The organism is Schumannella sp. GW821-FHT10F01 (genome assembly GCF_058809295.1).
Genome location: NZ_JBXASM010000006.1, coordinates 77,094 through 93,504 on the forward strand (window position 1 = coordinate 77,094; position 16,411 = coordinate 93,504).

Here is a 16,411-nt window from a genome sequence, read left to right on the forward strand (position 1 = left end):
CGCCTCGGGATCCCGCGGCGCGCGTCGATCCTAGCGGAGCCCCGCCACGGCCCGGCGGCGCGTCGCCGCGCGTCCGGATCAGACCGCCCGGGCGTCCTCCGCCGCCATCGCGCGCAGCTGCGCCGCGACCGCCTCGGTGGCGAGGATCGTGAGGCGGGTGCCGGCCTCCTCGTAGGCCGTGTCGATGATCCGCGCGTTCGCGTGGGCGAACGACACGATCGCGCCGCGGTCGTAGGGCACGAGCAGCTCGACCTCGACGTCCGGCTGCGGCAGCAGGTCGGCGATCCGCTGCTGCAGCTCGGCGACCCCCTCCCCCGTGCGGGCGGAGACGAACAGGGCGCCGGGCTCGAGGCCGCGCAGCACGAGCCGCGTGGGCTCGTCGAGCAGATCGGCCTTGTTGAACACCACGATCTCGGGCAGGTCGCGGGCGCCCGCCTCGCCGATCACGTCGCGCACGGTCGCCATCTGCGCCGACGGGTCCGGATGCGCGCCGTCGACCACGTGGACGACGACGTCGGACTCGCCGACCTCCTCGAGCGTGGAGCGGAACGCCTCGACCAGCTGGTGCGGCAGGTTGCGTACGAAGCCGACCGTGTCGCTCAGCGTGTAGAGCCGGCCGTCGGCGGTGCGCGAGCGGCGCACCGTCGGGTCGAGCGTCGCGAACAGCGCGTTCTCGACGAGCACGCCGGCCCGCGTGATGCGGTTCAGCAGGCTCGACTTGCCGGCGTTCGTGTACCCGGTGATCGCGACGCCGGGCACGGCGTAGCGGTCGCGGTTCGCGCGCTTCGCCTCACGGGCGGGCGCGTAGCCCTTGATCTGCCGGCGCAGCTTCGCCATCCGGGTGTGGATGCGGCGGCGATCGAGCTCGATCTTCGTCTCACCGGGTCCGCGGCTGCCCATGCCCTGGCCGCCGGCGGCCTGGCCGCCCGCCTGCCTGGACATCGACTCGCCCCAGCCGCGGAGGCGCGGCAGCAGGTACTCGAGCTGCGCGAGCTCGACCTGCGCCTTGCCCTCCCGGCTCTTCGCGTGCTGGCTGAAGATGTCGAGGATGACGGCCGTGCGGTCGATGACCTTGACCTTCACCACGTCCTCGAGCGCACGGCGCTGGCTCGGCGCGAGCTCCGTGTCGGCGATCACGGTGTCGGCGCCGAGGCTCGCCACGATGGCGGCGAGCTCGTCGGCCTTGCCGCGGCCGATGTAGGTGGCGGGGTCCGGGTGCGGACGCCGCTGCAGCAGGCCGTCGAGTACCGAGGCGCCCGCGGTCTCGGCGAGCGCGGCGAGCTCGCGCAGCGAGTTCTCCGCGTCGTCGAGCGTGCCGCCGGAGTAGACGCCGATGAGCACGACGTTCTCGAGCCGCAGCTGCCGGTACTCGACCTCGGTGACGTCCTCGAGCTCGGTGCTGAGGCCGGCGACGCGGCGCAGGGCGGCGCGCTCCTCGCGGTCGAGCTGGTCGCCGTCGCGATCGTCGAGGTAGTCGTCGCGATCCTGCAGCGCGGAGGCGCGGGAGCCCGCGCCGAAGCGCGCCACGGCGGCGCGCCGGCCGTCGGAGGCCAGCACGCGGTCGACGGCGTCGGCGGACGCGGTCTCGAGGGAGGTGTCCACGGCGTCCTCGTCGCGGATCGGATCGGAGTCGGTCATCAGGCGGTTAACGATAGTTCCTTACCAGTCGATAGGTTCTGTTCATGGAGGGCGACCACTACTTCTCGGCGCAGCCCGGCAGCGACTTCGTCCCGAAGCGGGTGCCGGTGACGCTCGCCGGGCGGCACGTCGAGGTCGAGACCTCGGGCGGCATCTTCAGTCCGGATCGCATCGACACGGGCACCTCGGTGCTGCTCGGCACGGTCCCGACCCCGCCGCCGGGCGGGCATCTGCTCGACCTCGGCTGCGGCTGGGGGCCGATCGCCCTCACGCTCGCGCTCGAGTCGCCGCGATCCACGGTGTGGGCCGTCGACGTCAACGAGCGCGCCCTCGAGCTGACGCGCCGGAACGCGCTCACCCTGGGGCTCGACAATGTCAACGCCGTGACGCCCGACGGTGTTCCCGACGACGTCGAGTTCCGCACCATCTGGTCGAACCCGCCGATCCGCGTCGGCAAGAACGAGCTGCACGCGCTGCTCGAGCGCTGGCTGCCGCGGCTCGGCCCCGGATCGGATGCCTGGCTCGTCGTGCAGCGCAACCTCGGCTCCGACTCGCTGCACCGCTGGCTGCAGGCGGAGATGCACGACGACGCGGCCGTGCTCCGCGCGGCGACCGGCAAGGGCTACCGGGTGCTCAGGGTGCGCCGGCGCGGCGACGAGCCGCTGCCGCTCGGCGACGACTGAGCGGGCCCCTCCTCCGGCGTCGCACTCGGCCACCGGACGGCGCCGGCCGCCCGGCCGACGACCGGGACCAGCGTCGCCGCCCGGAACGCGAGCAACCCGAGCAGCGCGCCGGCCGTGTTCGCGAGCAGGTCGTCGATGTCCGCGACGCGCCCGGTGCTGATCGTGGCGTCCATCAGCAGCTGCGTGAGCTCGATGCCGAGGCTGATCGCGGCGGCGACCGCGAGCATCCGCAGCGCGCTCGGACGTCGCAGGAGGAGCGGCAGCAGCACGCCGAGCGGCACGAACAGCAGCACGTTGAGCGCGATGCCCTCGGGATCCGCGTCGGCGAGCGGCACGAGCTGGACGAACGCCCCGAACGGCGCCAGCTGCGACCGGGACTCGCCGAGCAGCAGGCCGAACGGCAGGAGCACCGAGCGCAGCACGCCGACCCCGTAGACGCAGACCACGATCGCGAGCCCGAGCCGCGGCAGGGTCAGCGCGGCGCGGCGCCGCAGCCGGGCGAGCAGCAGCAGGAACGCGATGGCGGCCGGCACGAGCAGGGTCGGGAACGCCGGGATCGCGAGGTGGACGTCGAGGGGCACCCTGCGACGGTACGCACGGTGCTCACTCACTCGGATCGGCCGAGCGGATGAGGCCGCGCGACTGGAGGGGGAGGTCGGGGCTTCGACAGGCTCAGCCACCCGGGGCGGCTCAGCCACCCGGGGCGGCTCAGCCACCCGGGTCGGCTCAACCGCCCCCGGGTCGGATGCGGGCTACGCCTCGATGACGCCCGTGAACATGAGCTCGGCGGGGCCGCTGAGCTCCGCGTGCTCGACGCCGTTCCGGCCGAACATGCGTACGCCGAGCACGCCGCCCGGCACCCGGACCTCCCAGCTGTCGGGCGCCGAGTCCCCGGCCCACCAGCGGGTCGCCACGGCCGCCGCGGCCGCACCGGTGCCGCACGAGAGCGTCTCGCCGCTGCCGCGCTCGTGCACGCGCATCCGGATGCGGCCGATCCCCGCCGCGATGAGCGGCTCCGCGGGCACGACGAACTCGATGTTCGCGCCGTGCTCGGGGCGCGGGGTGACCTTCGGCGCGCGGGCCAGGTCGAGGGCCTCCAGCTCGTCGTCGTCGGCGAGCGCGACCACGACGTGCGGGTTGCCCATGTCGATCGCGAGCCCGGGGCGGTCGACGTCGAGCCCGGTCGCGGCGACGAGCTCGTCGCCCGGGTCGATGCTGAAGGCGCCGAGGTCGGCGGCCCACCCCTCCTCGGTGCGGCGGAGCGCCCGGACGCCGGTCCGGGTGCCGATCGAGACGGTCTGGCCGACGGCGATCTCGGCCAGCCCCTCGGTGATCAGGTACTCGCCGAACACCCGGATGCCGTTGCCGCACATCTCGGCGACGCTGCCGTCGGCGTTGCGGTAGTCCATGAACCACTCGGCCGACGGGTCCTCCTCGAGCGACGCGGCGCCGTCCGGGATCGCGGCGCTGCGCACGGCGCGGATGACGCCGTCGCCGCCGACGCCGAACCGGCGGTGCGCGATCACGCGCACGCGCTCCGGCGGCAGGTCGAGCGCGCCGTCCGGGTCGCTGAGCAGCACGAAGTCGTTGCCCGTGCCCTGGCCCTTGGTGAAGCGGAGGGTGTCCACGGGATCAGGCTAGCCGCGCGACGACGGCCTCGACTGCGAGGTCGGTGCGGCGCGGGTCGTCGGCGTCGAGCCGGAGCGCGGTGTCGTCCCGCCGGAACCACGAGACCTGGCGCCGCGCGTACCGCCGGGTCAGCGCGGCGGTCTGCTCGATCGCGTCCCGCTCCCCCGTCTCGCCGTGCAGCTGCGCCAGCGCCTGGGCGTAGCCGATCGCGCGCGCGGCGGTCGTGCCCAGCCCCGCCGGCTCGAGCCGCGCGACCTCCTCGACGAGCCCGTCGCGCCACATCCGCTCGACGCGCGCGTCGAGCCGCGGCACGAGCGCGGCCCGGTCGAGGCCGAGCGCGAGGGTCACGGTCGGCATCCACGTCGTCCGCTCGTCGGGCAGGCCGGAGCCGAACGGCTCGCCGGTCAGCTCGATCACCTCGAGCGCCCGCACCAGCCGCCGGCCGTTCGCGGGCCCGATCGCCGTCGCGGCGTCCGGGTCCAGCGCCCGCAGGCGCACATGCATCGCGCCCGGTCCGGACGCCGCGAGCTCCGCCTCGAGCCGGGCGCGCACCTCCGGGTCGCGCGCCGGGAAGGCGAAGTCGCCGACGACGCTCGCGACGTAGAGGCCGCTGCCGCCGACGAGGATCGGAACGGCGCCGCGCGCGACGATGCCCGCGATCGCCTCGCGCGCGGCAGGCTGGTACGCCGCGACGCTGGCATCCTCGCGCGGCTCCAGCACGTCGAGGAGGTGGTGCGGGATGCCGCGGCGCTCCGCCTCCGGCAGCTTCGCGGTGCCGACGTCCATGCCGCGGTAGAGCTGCATCGCGTCGGCGTTGACGATCTCCGCCGGACGCCCGCGCGCGGCGAGCCGCTCGGCGAGGTCGAGCGAGAGGGCGCTCTTGCCCGTACCGGTGGCGCCGACGACGGTGACGAGCAGCCCGTCCGGGGCGACCTCGGTCACGCCCGTCCGATCAGCGGACGGACGCGGCGCCGAGCCCGTCGCGCAGCATCGGCAGTCCGAGCCCGATCCCGCCGCCGGACGCCGTCGTGGTGCCGTGGGCGGGCACGCCGCACGACTCCGCGTCCTGGCGGTCCCAGGCGTCGCCCGAGCGTGTGCGGCGCACCGGCACCGGCGAGCCGTCCGCCGAGTCGGCGATGAGGTAGTGCGGGGTGGCGCGGCTGACCGTGACGGTGGCGACGTCGCCCGGGCGCGGCACGGGGCTGCCCTCGGTGAGCTCGAAGTGGACGAGCCGGCCATCCTCGGCGCGGCCGGACCAGCGGCGGGTCTCGGCGTCGCGGCGGCCTTCACCGGGCGCGACGAGCACCTCGACGGACCGGCCGACGAGCGCCGCGCTCTCCTCTCCCGAGATGCGCTCCTGGAGCTCGATCAGGCGCTCGTAGCGCTCCTGCACGACCTCCTTCGGCAGCTGGTCGGCCATCGTCGCGGCGGGCGTGCCCGGCCGGATCGAGTACTGGAACGTGAAGGCGCTCGCGAAGCGGGCCTGCTCGACGACCCGGAGCGTCTCGGCGAAGTCCTCCTCGGTCTCGCCGGGGAAGCCGACGATGATGTCGGTGCTGATCGCTGCCTGGGGCATCCGATCGCGCACGCGGTCGAGGATGCCGAGGAAGCGCTCGGAGCGGTAGGAGCGCCGCATGGCCTTGAGCACGCGATCGGAGCCGGACTGCAGCGGCATGTGCAGCTGCGGCATCACGGACGGGGTCTCCGCCATCGCGTCGATCACGTCGTCGGTGAACGCGGCCGGGTGCGGGCTCGTGAAGCGGATGCGCTCCAGCCCCTCGATGGCGCCCGCGGCGCGCAGCAGCTTGCCGAACGCCTGGCGGTCGCCGAACTCGACGCCGTAGGAGTTCACGTTCTGGCCGAGCAGCGTGACCTCGATCGCGCCGTCGTCGACGAGCAGCTGGATCTCGCTGAGGATGTCGCCGGGCCGGCGGTCGCGCTCCTTGCCGCGCAGCGCGGGCACGATGCAGAAGGTGCAGGTGTTGTTGCAGCCGACGCTGATCGACACCCAGCCGCTCGCGAGCGACTCGCGGCGCGTGGGCAGCGTGGACGGGAACACGTCGAGCGACTCGAGGATCTCGAGCTGCGCCTCGTCGTTGTGGCGAGCCCGCTCGAGCAGGGTCGGGAGCGAGCCCATGTTGTGGGTGCCGAACACGACGTCCACCCAGGGCGCCTTGTCGAGGATGGTCGACTTGTCCTTCTGGGCGAGGCAGCCGCCGACGGCGATCTGCATGCCGTCCCGCTCGCGCTTCGCGGCGGCGAGGTGCCCGAGGGTGCCGTAGAGCTTGTTGTCCGCGTTCTCGCGCACCGCGCAGGTGTTGATCACGACGACGTCCGCGGCCGAGCCGAGATCGGCCTTCACGTAGCCGGCGGCCTCGAGCGAGCCGCTGAGCCGCTCGGAGTCGTGCGCGTTCATCTGGCACCCGAACGTGCGCACCTCGTAGGTGCGGCCCGTCGTGGGGCGCGGGGCGGGTGAGGTCTCGACCAGCGTCATGGTGGCGACAGTCTACGTCCGGCGGATGCCGCCGACCGGCGCTCGCGGGTCCGCTCAGACGTGCTCGGCGACGCCCCGGCAGACGGTGAGGAACAGCTCGATCGCGCGGACGCTCTCGCCGCGGCCGACCCGCTTGGAGATCATCGTGCGCGGGAAGACCAGCACGGGTCCGGCACCGGCGAGCAGCGCGGGATCGCGGCCGTACTCGTCCTCGACGAGGACCCACGGCACGCCGAGCCGCTCCGCGAGCGCATCGCCCAGCACCACGCCGAGCGCCTCGAGCTCCCAGGACGCGGACGGATCCACGCCCGAGGCCAGCACGGCGTCGACCTGCTGCAGGCGCACCGCCGCGTCGGCCGCTGCGGCGCGGACGCCGGAGCCGCCGTCGGCGCGCTCGGCGACCCAGGCTCGCTGCTGGTCGAGCTCGGCGAGCGTGCCGGCATCGAGCTCGGTGATGGTCTGCTCAGCGGGCATGGGAACCCCCGTCGTGTCGACGCGCCCGTCGGGACCGGACGCGATGTGCTCCGACGGTAGCCCGGCCCTCCCCGCCCCGTCGCCCCCGCATTCGGGGAGCACCCGCGTGACCGCAGCGGGCCGGCAGGGCCTCGATCGGCGCTCGATCCGCAGCCGATCAGAGCTCGATCCGGCGAGGACCGCGGGCAGGAGGACGCGAGACCGCCTCGCACACGGCCCGTCCGCGCAGCCGGGCGAACTCGTGCGGCGGCAGACCGAGGGTGTCCGCGAAGTCGCGCAGGGAGGCGAACGGAGCCGCGCTCCGGGCTTCGACGGCGCTCCGCGCGAGCTCCGGCGTCATGCCCGGGAGCTCCGCGAGCTGCCGCTCGGGTGCGGAGTTGACATCGATCGGCGGGCCGGCGCTGGCCGACACGGATCCGGTCTCGGGCACCCGCACGGATCCGGTCCCGGTGGACGCGGCGGCCGACGATCCGCCCGCGGCCGTCGTGGACGCGCCCGACGCGCGAGTTCGTCGGGTGCGGGGCTTCGCCGATCCGCGGCGGCGCCGCGCCGGGGCGGCCGGCCGCTCCGCCGAGTCCGGCCCGCTCGCCGTATCGAGCAGCGCGGCACGCTCCCGGTCGGCGGCGGCGACGAGCGCGACGGCCTCGGCCGGCGACTCGACGACGGACCGCCCGCCCGACACGCGCCGGCGCGGCGTCGACGGCCGGCCGCCGGCCGTCGCGGCTCGCCCGCCGGCGCTCGGGATGCCGTCGCGGCCGGGGCTGCGCGACCCGGGGCCGATCATCCGCTGGCCGTTCTCACGTCGCCAGACGAGCGTCCGCAGCAGCTGGCGGTTGACGATGATCGCGTGCACGAGCGCGACGAGCTGCACGATGCCCGACAGCACGATGACGACGGCCGCGTCGTCGATCGAGCGGAGCACGATCAGCGCCACGCCGTAGATCGCGGCGCCGACGAAGGCGGAGGTCTGGAACGCGAGCACCCCGGCGATGAGGAAGCCGAGCCAGGTCGTCCAGCCGTAGGGCACGAGCACCAGCAGGATCCAGGAGCTGGCGCCGAGCAGCAGCCCCCAGCTCGGCGGACGCTCGATGCTCGGAGTCCAGCTCACGATCCGTCCCTGACGTCGAGCAGCATCGTCACCGTCTGGTCCTCGCCGACCGACTCCGAGACCAGGTCCAGTCCGGCAGCACCGGCGCGCTGCCGGATCCGGTCCGCGACGGCGGACTGCACCCGCGCCGCGTAGGCGCGGTCGAGGTCGGTCAGCAGCGCGACGACCCGATCCTGCTCCGGCTCGGCGACGCCGGGGCGGGAGACGTGCGCGGTCCAGACGCCGTCCTCGGCGCGGTGCATCTCCAGCTCCAGCTCGCCGGCCCTGGCGCGCACGTGGTCGTCACCGGACTCGACCTCGTCGGCGCCGAGATCCTCCAGCGCCGCGCGGAGCAGGCCGATGTCCTTCATCCGCGTGCGCACCTGCAGCGCGGCGGATCCGTCGGCGAGGCTCGCGATCCCGTTCGCAGCGCCCGCGGCGCCGGCGGCGCTCGTGGCGGCCCCCGTCGCGAGGGCGGCGATCATCCAGGGCAGCAGGATGATGGTGGCGCTCATGGCGCGCTCCTTCCGGAGTCGGTCTGCCGGTCCGCCACGCGGTCCGTGCGCGGTCCGAGGTCGTCGAGCAGCTCGGCCAGCACGGCGTCGTCGGCCCAGCCGTTGACGGCGACGGTGCCGTCGCGGGCGATGCGCACCTCGAGCCGGTCGCGCCCGCCGTCGCGCTCGAGCCGGGCGACCTCCGCCGCGTAGACGGGTGTGAGCGCGCGGAGGCCCTGGTTCTCGGAGCCGATCCAGGGACGGCGGTGGTCCGGCCGCTCCCGCAGGAACGGCCCGTCGGCGAGCAGGTCGGTCGCCGCGAGCAGCCGAGCGAGGTCGGGCCGTCGCTCCGCCCAGCGCACGAGGTCGCCGTGGCGGTAGCCGGTGAACGTCATCACGGTCAGACCGCGGGCGCGGAACGCCTCGGCGACCGCGGCCGTGGCGTCAGCCTGATCCATCGGCTCGCCGCCGAGCAGCGTGAGTCCCTCGGCGCCGGCCGCCGCCGCCTCGTCGGCGAAGCGCTCACCGGCCGCCGCCGCATCCTCCCGGATGCCGCCGCGGTCCGCCCAGAGGTGCGGATTGAAGCAGCCGGGGCAGCGCACCGAGCAGCCCTGCACCCAGAGCGCAGCGCGGATTCCCGGGCCCTCCACCGACGTCGCGGCGAGGAATCGGGCCCAGGCCAGCGGTGCGCCGACGGCCGCGGCCGGCGCCGTCGCGGCGAGATCGAGTGCGATCACGTGTCGCCGCCGACCGTCTGCGTGTCCTCGTCCTGCGCGGCCGTGGCGGCCGACGCGCGCCGCTGCGCCGCGGCATCCACGTCCTCGGTCGCGCGGGCCCGCGCGTAGTCGGCGGTGTAGGTCGAATCCACGACCTCGGCGTCGAGCAGGTCCTCGAGCACGGAGAAGTAGTCGAGGCACTCCTCGCCGACCATGCCGACCGTCTCGGCCTCCACCGCGCCGTCGCGCGAGATCCGCACCACCAGCTGCTTGCGTGCCATCGCCGTCGTCCTCTCGTCCTCGTGCCGGCTCAGAACTCGACCGTGCGGCCGCCGCGGCGCACCGCGGCCGGCGCCGGTGGCGCGGCGGGCTCGGTCGCCACCGCCTCGGTCGGCGCGATGTCCTCGCTGCCGGTGGCGCGGACGGCGCGGATCTCCGCCCAGCGTCGGATCCGCTCGACCTGCTCGGACTGCGTGATCGACAGCGGGATGGTCGTGGTGATCGCGTGCTCGAGATCGCCGACGACCACCTCGCGATGGTCGTTCCACGCCTCGTACAGCCCGACGACGACGGCCTGCTCGATCTCCGCGCCGGAGTAGCCGTCGCTGATCTCGGCGAGGTCGTCGAGCGCCGTCGGATCGACGGCCAGCGCGGCGAGCCCGTTGCCGTCGCGCGAGCGCGCGCCGAGCTGGATGGCCCAGATCTGCCGGCGCTCCAGCTGGGTCGGCAGGTCGACGAAGAACACCTCGTCGAAGCGGCCCTTGCGGATGAACTCCGGCGGCAGCGACTCGATGTTGTTCGCGGTCGCGACGACGAATACCGGCGCGGTCTTCTCCTGCATCCAGGTCAGGAAGTAGCCGAAGACCCGCGCACTCGTGCCCGCGTCCTGCTGGCCGGATACCCCCGAGAATCCCTTCTCGATCTCGTCGACCCAGAGGATGCAGGGCGCGGCCGCCTCGGCCGTGGCGATGGCCGTGCGCAGGTTCTGCTCCGATGAGCCGACGAGCCCGGAGAAGACCCGGCCGATGTCGAGGCGGAGCAGGGGCAGGCCCCAGCTCGCCGCCGTCGACTTCGCCGTGAGGGACTTGCCGCAGCCCGGCACCCCCGTGATGAGCACGCCCTTCGGTGACGGGAGGCCGAAGGCCTCGGCCCCGCTGAGCCAGGCGCCCTCCCGCCGCGACAGCCAGCGCTTGAGGTTGCTGAGCCCGCCGACGCCGTCGAGGTCCAGGTCGTTCTTCAGGAACTCCAGCAGCCCCGCCTTGCGCACGGCCTGGCGCTTCTCGTCGAGCACCACGGCGATGTCGGCCCGGTCGAGTCGGCCGTCGTCGACCATCGCGCGGGCGAAGGCGTTCTCCGCCTCGATCATGGTGAGTCCGAGCGCCGCCTGCACCAGCTGCTCCCGGACCTTCGCGTCGGCGTCGACCTTCACGCCGGCGCTGCGGTTCGCGTCGATGAGGGTGTCGAGCAGGACGGCGAGCTCGTCGCGGCCCGGCAGGGGGAAGTCGAGCAGGGTGGTCAGCTTGTCGAGCTCCGGCGGGATCGCACGCACGGCCGACGCGAGCACGATCGTCTTCGCCGCCTCCGACTGCCGGAAGTCGAGGGCCGCCTCCTTCAGCTTGCGGATCACCGTGGGATCGCCGGGCCGGTGGTCGGTGCCGAGCTGGGCGTGCAGGTCGTTGAACAGGTAGACCGCACTCTCCTCGGCGGCCATCGCCACCTCCAGCGCCCGGACGGCGCCTGCGGTGTTGCCGACGACCTTGCCGTCGGGGCCGACCAGGCCGACGGTGGTCGACCAGGTCCACACCGGACGAGGGCGTCGGAGCGCGCCGGCCACCCTGGTGACCTCGTCGAGGACCCGGAGCTCCTCGCTCGACTCGATGTAGATGAGCGGCAGGCGCGCCTTCAGCGCGTCGTCGAGCACGTCGGCGAATCCGCGGTGCGCAGCGGCCATCAGGTGCCTTCCGGATCGGGGTCTGGCGACGGGGTCGTGCTCGGAGCGGGGCTGCCGCCCGGAGCCGGATCCCCGCCGGCGCCGGTGCCCGGCGAGGGCGAGGCGAGTTCGTCGATGTCGATGAACCAGGCGCCGCGGTCGGCATCCGACTGCACCTGGAAGATCACGGTGCGGCTGAGCTTCCACGACACCCGCGTGTCGACCGGGTCGGACTCGATGATCGGAGTCTCGTCGCCGTCATCGGTCCAGATCCGGAACAGGAAGAGTCCCTCCCCCTCGAACCGGACGTGCGCGCTGAGCGCATCTCCTCGGTAGACGAGGAACCGGTTGCCCTTGCCGCCCTGCGTGTCCGTGATCTCGTCCGCCTCCAGACCGGCGATCTTCAGGCGCCACGCACCGTCCGAGCGGACCCAGATGCGGACGCCGTGCTCGAACGGGATCGCGAGCACCTGCTCGTCGTCCGCGTAGATCGAGCCGATGCTCGCCGGGAAGTAGTAGCGGTCGATCTCGTCGGTCGGATCGTCGGCGTACAGCCGCACATACGCGTCACCGGTCGAGCCGACCGGGGAGATCACGAGCGGCTGGGTCGCCTCGGCGTCGGGCAGCTCGATGTAGCCGCTCCGGTCGGCGAACCACTCGTCGCCGTCGTGCTGGGCGGCGAGCGGCCGATCCGCATCCCAGGGGTAGTCGCCGCGCTCGCCGCCGAGCGCGCCGGTGACGCCGGCGAATCCGGTGCCGATGGTGATGAACCCGATGAGGGTGACGACGACCGACGCGGAGACGCTCACCCAGGCGGTCGCAACCCGGATGCGGCGTTCCGCGGCACCGCTGAGCGCGGCGAGGCTGTTCGACATGCGCTCGGCACCCCCTGAACCGGACGAGAAGTGTTCACTTCCCAGGGTAGGGGTCCGGAGGCGGGCGATGCCTCCGGGACACCGCCCGTCGCCGGCGCAGAATCAGCGGAAGCGGACGGTCGAGCCGGGGTTTCGGGGCAGCGCGGCGTCGACCGCGGTGCGGATCGTGCTGCCGGAGTAGCCGCGGCGCGCGAGCCACGACGAGAGCCGGCGCACGGCGGTGTCGTGGTCGAGCCCGCGCAGCTGGCGAGCGCGGCCGGCGGCCAGCTCGCGGGCGCGGGCGAGCTCGTCGCCGGTGTCGATCAGCTCGAGCGCGTACTCGATGGCCGCGGGCGAGAGCAGCCGGCGCGTCAGCTCGGCGGCGACCCCGGTGCGCCCGAGGCCCTTGCGCTCCTGCAGCGTGCCGACGAGGTTCTGCGCCAGCGCGATGTCGTCGATGAGCCCCACCGACTCCAGCCGCACGATCTCCGTCTCGATCGCCTCGGCACCGGCACCCCGATCGCGCAGCGTGCGCTCGAGCTCACGGCGCGAGAGTCCACGGCGTCCGAGCGCGCGCATCGAGACGGCCTCGATGCGATGGGCAGGCAGCTCGTCGTCGTCGTCCTCCGACTCGGCGTCGTGCTCCGATGCGGCCGCGTGCTCCGAGGCGGCTTCGGCCGCCGACCCTGCCCGATCCGACGCCGCTCCGGCCGGCGCGGCGCCGATGACCGGCACGTTCCAGCGGGCGGCGGCGCGCTCGTCCGGGGTCGCCGCGGACGCATCCGGTCCGGCATCCGCTCCGTTCGCCGACCCTCCGGCCGAGGCGCGCTCGTCGGCCCCCGACTCCCCGGTCTCTGCCTCGCCGGTCTCTGCCTCGCCATAGACGCTGCGCAGGGTCGGCAGCCGGGACCCGGCCGGGTGATCGCCGATACGACGAGAGCCGTCGGACGGCCTCGGAGTGCCGGGCAGGTAGGTGACCGGGGCCAGCCGGTCGTCGGACTCGCTCATCGTGCGCTCCTCGGACTGTCGCGGTGGATGGGTGGCGCCGGAAGGGGCTGGTCTGACGAACGCGCCGGCTCAGCAGATGCGCGTGTCTGACAGGAGCACCGGGCCCGCGGAACGCGAGCCCGGCCTCCGGGTCAGGCGCTGGCGGCCTTGCGCGAGGCGATCTTCTCCTGGATCGAGTCGACCGGAGCCGCCTCGACGGCAGCGGCCTTGCCGGCGGCGCCGATACCCAGCTTCGTGAGGATCTTCGTCTCGATCTCGGCGGCGGTGTCCGGGTTCTCGAGCAGGAAGTTGCGCGCGTTCTCCTTGCCCTGGCCCAGCTGGTCGCCGTCGTAGGTGTACCAGGCGCCGGACTTGCGCACGATCTCGTGCTCGACGCCGTAGTCGATCAGGCTGCCCTCGCGGGAGATGCCGACGCCGTAGAGGATGTCGAACTCGGCCTGCTTGAAGGGCGGCGCCATCTTGTTCTTGACGACCTTGACGCGGGTGCGGTTGCCGACCGCGTCGGCGCCGTCCTTCAGCGTCTCGATGCGGCGGATGTCGAGGCGGACCGACGCGTAGAACTTCAGCGCCTTGCCGCCCGCGGTGGTCTCCGGGCTGCCGAAGAACACGCCGATCTTCTCGCGCAGCTGGTTGATGAAGATCATCGTGGTCTGCGTCTGGTTCAGTCCGCCGGTGAGCTTGCGGAGCGCCTGCGACATGAGGCGGGCCTGGAGGCCGACGTGGGAGTCGCCCATCTCGCCCTCGATCTCGGCGCGCGGCACGAGCGCCGCGACGGAGTCGATGACGATGAGGTCGATCGAGCCGGAGCGCACGAGCATGTCGGCGATCTCGAGCGCCTGCTCGCCGGTGTCGGGCTGCGAGACGAGCAGCGAGTCGATGTCGACGCCGAGCTTCTTGGCGTACTCGGGGTCGAGCGCGTGCTCCGCGTCGATGAACGCCGCGATGCCGCCGTTGCGCTGGGCGTTGGCGATCGCGTGCAGCGTCAGCGTCGTCTTTCCGGACGACTCCGGGCCGTAGATCTCGATGATGCGGCCGCGCGGGAGCCCGCCGATGCCGAGCGCGACGTCGAGGGCGATGGAGCCGGTCGGGATGACGGCGACGGGGGCGCGCTCGTCGCTGCCGAGCCGCATCACCGTGCCCTTTCCGAACTGTCGGTCGATCTGGGCGAGCGCGGTCTCGAGGGCCTTCTCGCGGTCTGCGGTGGTGGGCATATCGGTCTTCCTCCATGTTCGGCGAGCGTCGCTCGCGGTTGCCGCCCATCTGCTGTCGTCGTCGCCATCGACCGATGGTGCAAGGTCTCCGGCATCCCGACAGGGCTACGGCTCGTCTCCGAACCGATGTCCCGCACGCTACGCCCGGGCTCCGACATCCAGTGGGAGCGACGGGCCGTCATGTGCAGTTCACGGGTTCGAACGAGCCTGTGGAGGAAGGATATCCACATCCGAACGGATGTTCGAGAGATCTCCGCGCGGCGTGTCGGAGGTCAGCGCGCGCCGGGCTGCGGCAGCCCGACGCCGTGACGGCGCGCCACGGGCACGTCGTGGGCGACGCAGAGGGCCGCCCAGACGTCGCCGGCGGGCACGCCGGCCTCGAGCGCCTCGTCCGGCGTGCGCGAGCCGAGCTCGGCGAGCACGGTGTCCTGCGTCAGCACGCGGCCGTAGGCGCCGCCGAACTCGTCGGCGACCGCCCGGCGGAACTCGGTGAGCTTCATGATCTCCACGCTAGGACGACGAAGCCCCGGTCCGCACGGGACCGGGGCTCGATGTCGTGGTGCTCAGCGCGCGACGAGCCCGCTGTCGAACTCGGCGACGAGCTCGTCGGGCAGCGTGTCGGGGACGACGGGCCGGAGCGATCCGGCATCCACGCCCTCGAGCACGGCCAGGCGGTCGCCGACCTCGCGCATGATCATCGAGATCGGGGTGTCCAGGGCGTCGGCGACCGACGCGAGGATCTCCGAGCTCGCTTCCTTCTGCCCGCGCTCCACCTCGCTGAGGTAGCCCAGGGCGACGCTCGCGCGGCTCGCGACCTGGCGCAGCGTCATGGCCTTCTGCAGGCGCACATCGCGGAGGACGTCGCCGATCTCCTGACGAACCAGAACCATGGGATCCTCCTTCACTCGTACCTGCCGACCCGGACCGGGCGGCAACTGTAACACCGTCCCGGTTCGTCGATGCTAACCAGGACGGACTGTGTGCCACGTGTGTGACTCGGTGGTTTTAACCTGATCGAAACGGACGCTATTCCTGAAGTCCCAATCGGAGGGACGCCGCGCCCGGCCGTTCACGCCTCCGAGGAGTCGAGCAGCTCGCCGAGCAGCACCAGGGATTCGGAGACGACGGCCCGTCGGATGGCCCCGCGGTCGCCGTCGAGCCGGAGCGCCCGCACGCGAACGTCACCATCGAGGGCAGCCGCGATGAACGCGGTGCCCGCCGGGTGCCCGTCCTGCGGCCCGGGACCGGCGACGCCGGTCGTGCCGAGGCCCGCGCGCGCCGGCACGCCGTCGACCGCCAGCGCCGTCCGGACGCGGTCCGCGAGCTGGCGCGCCACCTCCGGATGCACGGGTCCGTGCTCGGCGAGCAGCGCGGCGTCGACCCCGACCACCGACCGCTTGATCGCGGTGTCGTAGGCGACCACTCCCCCGCGCAGCACCTCGGAGACGCCGGGCACGGACACCAGCTCGGCGACCAGCAGCCCGCCGGTCAGCGACTCGGCGACCGCGAGGGTGAGCTCCCGCCGGCGGAGCCGCTCGACGATCCGCTCGACGGCGGTCACGCCGCCGGATGCTCCGGCAGGACGTGCTCGGAGCGGACGCGGTCCGCCCGCCGCGCCTGCACGAGGTACTCGATGCCGCTGTAGACGGTGAGGACGAGCGCGATGCCCATGAGCACCCAGCCGAGCACGAGGTACCAGTCGCCGACGAGGCGGTCGAGCGGCACGAGCATGACCGACACCGCGACGGACTGCGCCCAGGTCTTGATCTTGCCGGCGAGCGACGCGGCGATCACGCGGTCGCGCAACGCGATGAAGCGGAAGACGGTGATGCCGACCTCGCGGAGCAGGATGAGCGCGGTGACCCACCACCACAGCTCGCCGAGGATCGAGAGGCCGACCAGCGCGCCGCCGATGAGGATCTTGTCGGCGATCGGATCGACGAGCTTGCCGAAGTCGGTGACGAGGTTGAGCCGGCGGGCCAGGAACCCGTCGACCGAGTCGGTGAGGATCGCGACCAGGAACAGCGCGGCGGCCACCCAGCGGAGCACGCCGTCGCGCCCGTCGTCGATGAGCAGGAGCCAAACGAACACCGGCGCCATGAGGATCCGGACGACGGTGATGATGTTGGCGATGTTGCCCAGGCTCGCGCGGCCCTCGCCGTCGCTCACGACGCGCCCCCGCATCGGGTTCTG

Annotated in this window: 19 protein-coding genes; 1 reads left to right on the forward strand and 18 read right to left on the reverse strand. The window is 73.4% G+C overall.

Annotated elements, in window-relative coordinates:
* Positions 1-78 precede the first annotated feature (78 nt).
* Positions 79-1,638, reverse strand: coding sequence for a GTPase HflX (gene hflX, locus AC1RSJ_RS08720; protein WP_493117969.1), 1,560 nt, complete (start codon positions 1,636-1,638; stop codon positions 79-81).
* A gap of 44 nt (positions 1,639-1,682) precedes the next feature.
* On the opposite strand from hflX, the gene AC1RSJ_RS08725 reads away from it, so the two are divergent.
* Positions 1,683-2,321 carry a class I SAM-dependent methyltransferase gene (locus tag AC1RSJ_RS08725; RefSeq protein ID WP_493117970.1) on the forward strand — a complete coding sequence of 213 codons (639 nt, stop codon included), beginning with the start codon at positions 1,683-1,685 and terminating at the stop codon, positions 2,319-2,321.
* Here AC1RSJ_RS08725 and AC1RSJ_RS08730 read toward each other — a convergent pair.
* The 17 genes from AC1RSJ_RS08730 to pgsA all read right to left on the reverse strand — a co-directional run bounded on the left by AC1RSJ_RS08730 (position 2,261) and on the right by pgsA (position 16,402).
* Positions 2,261-2,902, reverse strand: a complete 642-nt coding sequence (locus tag AC1RSJ_RS08730) for a VanZ family protein (protein ID WP_493117971.1) — start codon at positions 2,900-2,902, stop codon at positions 2,261-2,263. The two genes, AC1RSJ_RS08725 and AC1RSJ_RS08730, sit on opposite strands and share 61 nt — an antisense overlap.
* 171 nt (positions 2,903-3,073) lie before the next feature.
* Positions 3,074-3,949, reverse strand: coding sequence for a diaminopimelate epimerase (gene dapF / locus AC1RSJ_RS08735; protein WP_493117972.1), 876 nt, complete (start codon positions 3,947-3,949; stop codon positions 3,074-3,076).
* 4 nt (positions 3,950-3,953) lie between these two features.
* Positions 3,954-4,892, reverse strand: coding sequence for a tRNA (adenosine(37)-N6)-dimethylallyltransferase MiaA (miaA, locus tag AC1RSJ_RS08740; protein ID WP_493117973.1), 939 nt, complete (start codon positions 4,890-4,892; stop codon positions 3,954-3,956).
* 10 nt (positions 4,893-4,902) lie between these two features.
* Positions 4,903-6,444, reverse strand: a complete 1,542-nt coding sequence (gene miaB / locus AC1RSJ_RS08745; protein ID WP_493117974.1) for a tRNA (N6-isopentenyl adenosine(37)-C2)-methylthiotransferase MiaB — start codon at positions 6,442-6,444, stop codon at positions 4,903-4,905.
* 54 nt (positions 6,445-6,498) lie between these two features.
* Positions 6,499-6,918, reverse strand: a complete 420-nt coding sequence (locus AC1RSJ_RS08750; protein WP_493117975.1) for a DUF3806 domain-containing protein — start codon at positions 6,916-6,918, stop codon at positions 6,499-6,501.
* A gap of 157 nt (positions 6,919-7,075) precedes the next feature.
* Positions 7,076-8,026 carry a ComEA family DNA-binding protein gene (locus tag AC1RSJ_RS08755; protein WP_493117976.1) on the reverse strand — a complete coding sequence of 317 codons (951 nt, stop codon included), beginning with the start codon at positions 8,024-8,026 and terminating at the stop codon, positions 7,076-7,078.
* Entirely contained in the window at positions 8,023-8,520 is a 498-nt protein-coding gene (locus AC1RSJ_RS08760) for a hypothetical protein (protein WP_493117977.1), read from the reverse strand. Before AC1RSJ_RS08760 ends, AC1RSJ_RS08755 begins: the two co-directional genes overlap by 4 nt.
* Positions 8,517-9,236 (reverse strand): 4Fe-4S single cluster domain-containing protein, encoded by a 720-nt coding sequence (locus AC1RSJ_RS08765; RefSeq protein ID WP_493117978.1) that lies wholly within the window; start codon positions 9,234-9,236, stop codon positions 8,517-8,519. The genes AC1RSJ_RS08760 and AC1RSJ_RS08765 overlap by 4 nt, the downstream gene beginning before the upstream one ends.
* Complete coding sequence (locus AC1RSJ_RS08770) at positions 9,233-9,496, reverse strand: DUF2997 domain-containing protein (RefSeq protein WP_493117979.1); 264 nt, start codon at positions 9,494-9,496, stop codon at positions 9,233-9,235. The genes AC1RSJ_RS08765 and AC1RSJ_RS08770 overlap by 4 nt, the downstream gene beginning before the upstream one ends.
* 29 nt (positions 9,497-9,525) lie before the next feature.
* Positions 9,526-11,166, reverse strand: a complete 1,641-nt coding sequence (locus AC1RSJ_RS08775; RefSeq protein ID WP_493117980.1) for an AAA family ATPase — start codon at positions 11,164-11,166, stop codon at positions 9,526-9,528.
* Complete coding sequence (locus tag AC1RSJ_RS08780) at positions 11,166-12,020, reverse strand: hypothetical protein (protein WP_493117981.1); 855 nt, start codon at positions 12,018-12,020, stop codon at positions 11,166-11,168. The genes AC1RSJ_RS08775 and AC1RSJ_RS08780 overlap by 1 nt, the downstream gene beginning before the upstream one ends.
* A 102-nt stretch (positions 12,021-12,122) precedes the next feature.
* Complete coding sequence (locus AC1RSJ_RS08785; RefSeq protein WP_493117982.1) at positions 12,123-13,007, reverse strand: regulatory protein RecX; 885 nt, start codon at positions 13,005-13,007, stop codon at positions 12,123-12,125.
* A 131-nt stretch (positions 13,008-13,138) separates the two neighbouring features.
* Positions 13,139-14,218, reverse strand: coding sequence for a recombinase RecA (recA, locus tag AC1RSJ_RS08790; RefSeq protein ID WP_493117983.1), 1,080 nt, complete (start codon positions 14,216-14,218; stop codon positions 13,139-13,141).
* A 272-nt stretch (positions 14,219-14,490) separates the two neighbouring features.
* Positions 14,491-14,718 carry a DUF3046 domain-containing protein gene (locus AC1RSJ_RS08795; protein WP_493117984.1) on the reverse strand — a complete coding sequence of 76 codons (228 nt, stop codon included), beginning with the start codon at positions 14,716-14,718 and terminating at the stop codon, positions 14,491-14,493.
* A 63-nt stretch (positions 14,719-14,781) separates the two neighbouring features.
* Entirely contained in the window at positions 14,782-15,108 is a 327-nt protein-coding gene (locus AC1RSJ_RS08800) for a helix-turn-helix domain-containing protein (RefSeq protein ID WP_493117985.1), read from the reverse strand.
* A gap of 179 nt (positions 15,109-15,287) precedes the next feature.
* Positions 15,288-15,779, reverse strand: coding sequence for a CinA family protein (locus AC1RSJ_RS08805; RefSeq protein WP_493117986.1), 492 nt, complete (start codon positions 15,777-15,779; stop codon positions 15,288-15,290).
* Entirely contained in the window at positions 15,776-16,402 is a 627-nt protein-coding gene (gene pgsA / locus AC1RSJ_RS08810; RefSeq protein WP_493118103.1) for a CDP-diacylglycerol--glycerol-3-phosphate 3-phosphatidyltransferase, read from the reverse strand. Before pgsA ends, AC1RSJ_RS08805 begins: the two co-directional genes overlap by 4 nt.
* Positions 16,403-16,411 lie beyond the last annotated feature (9 nt).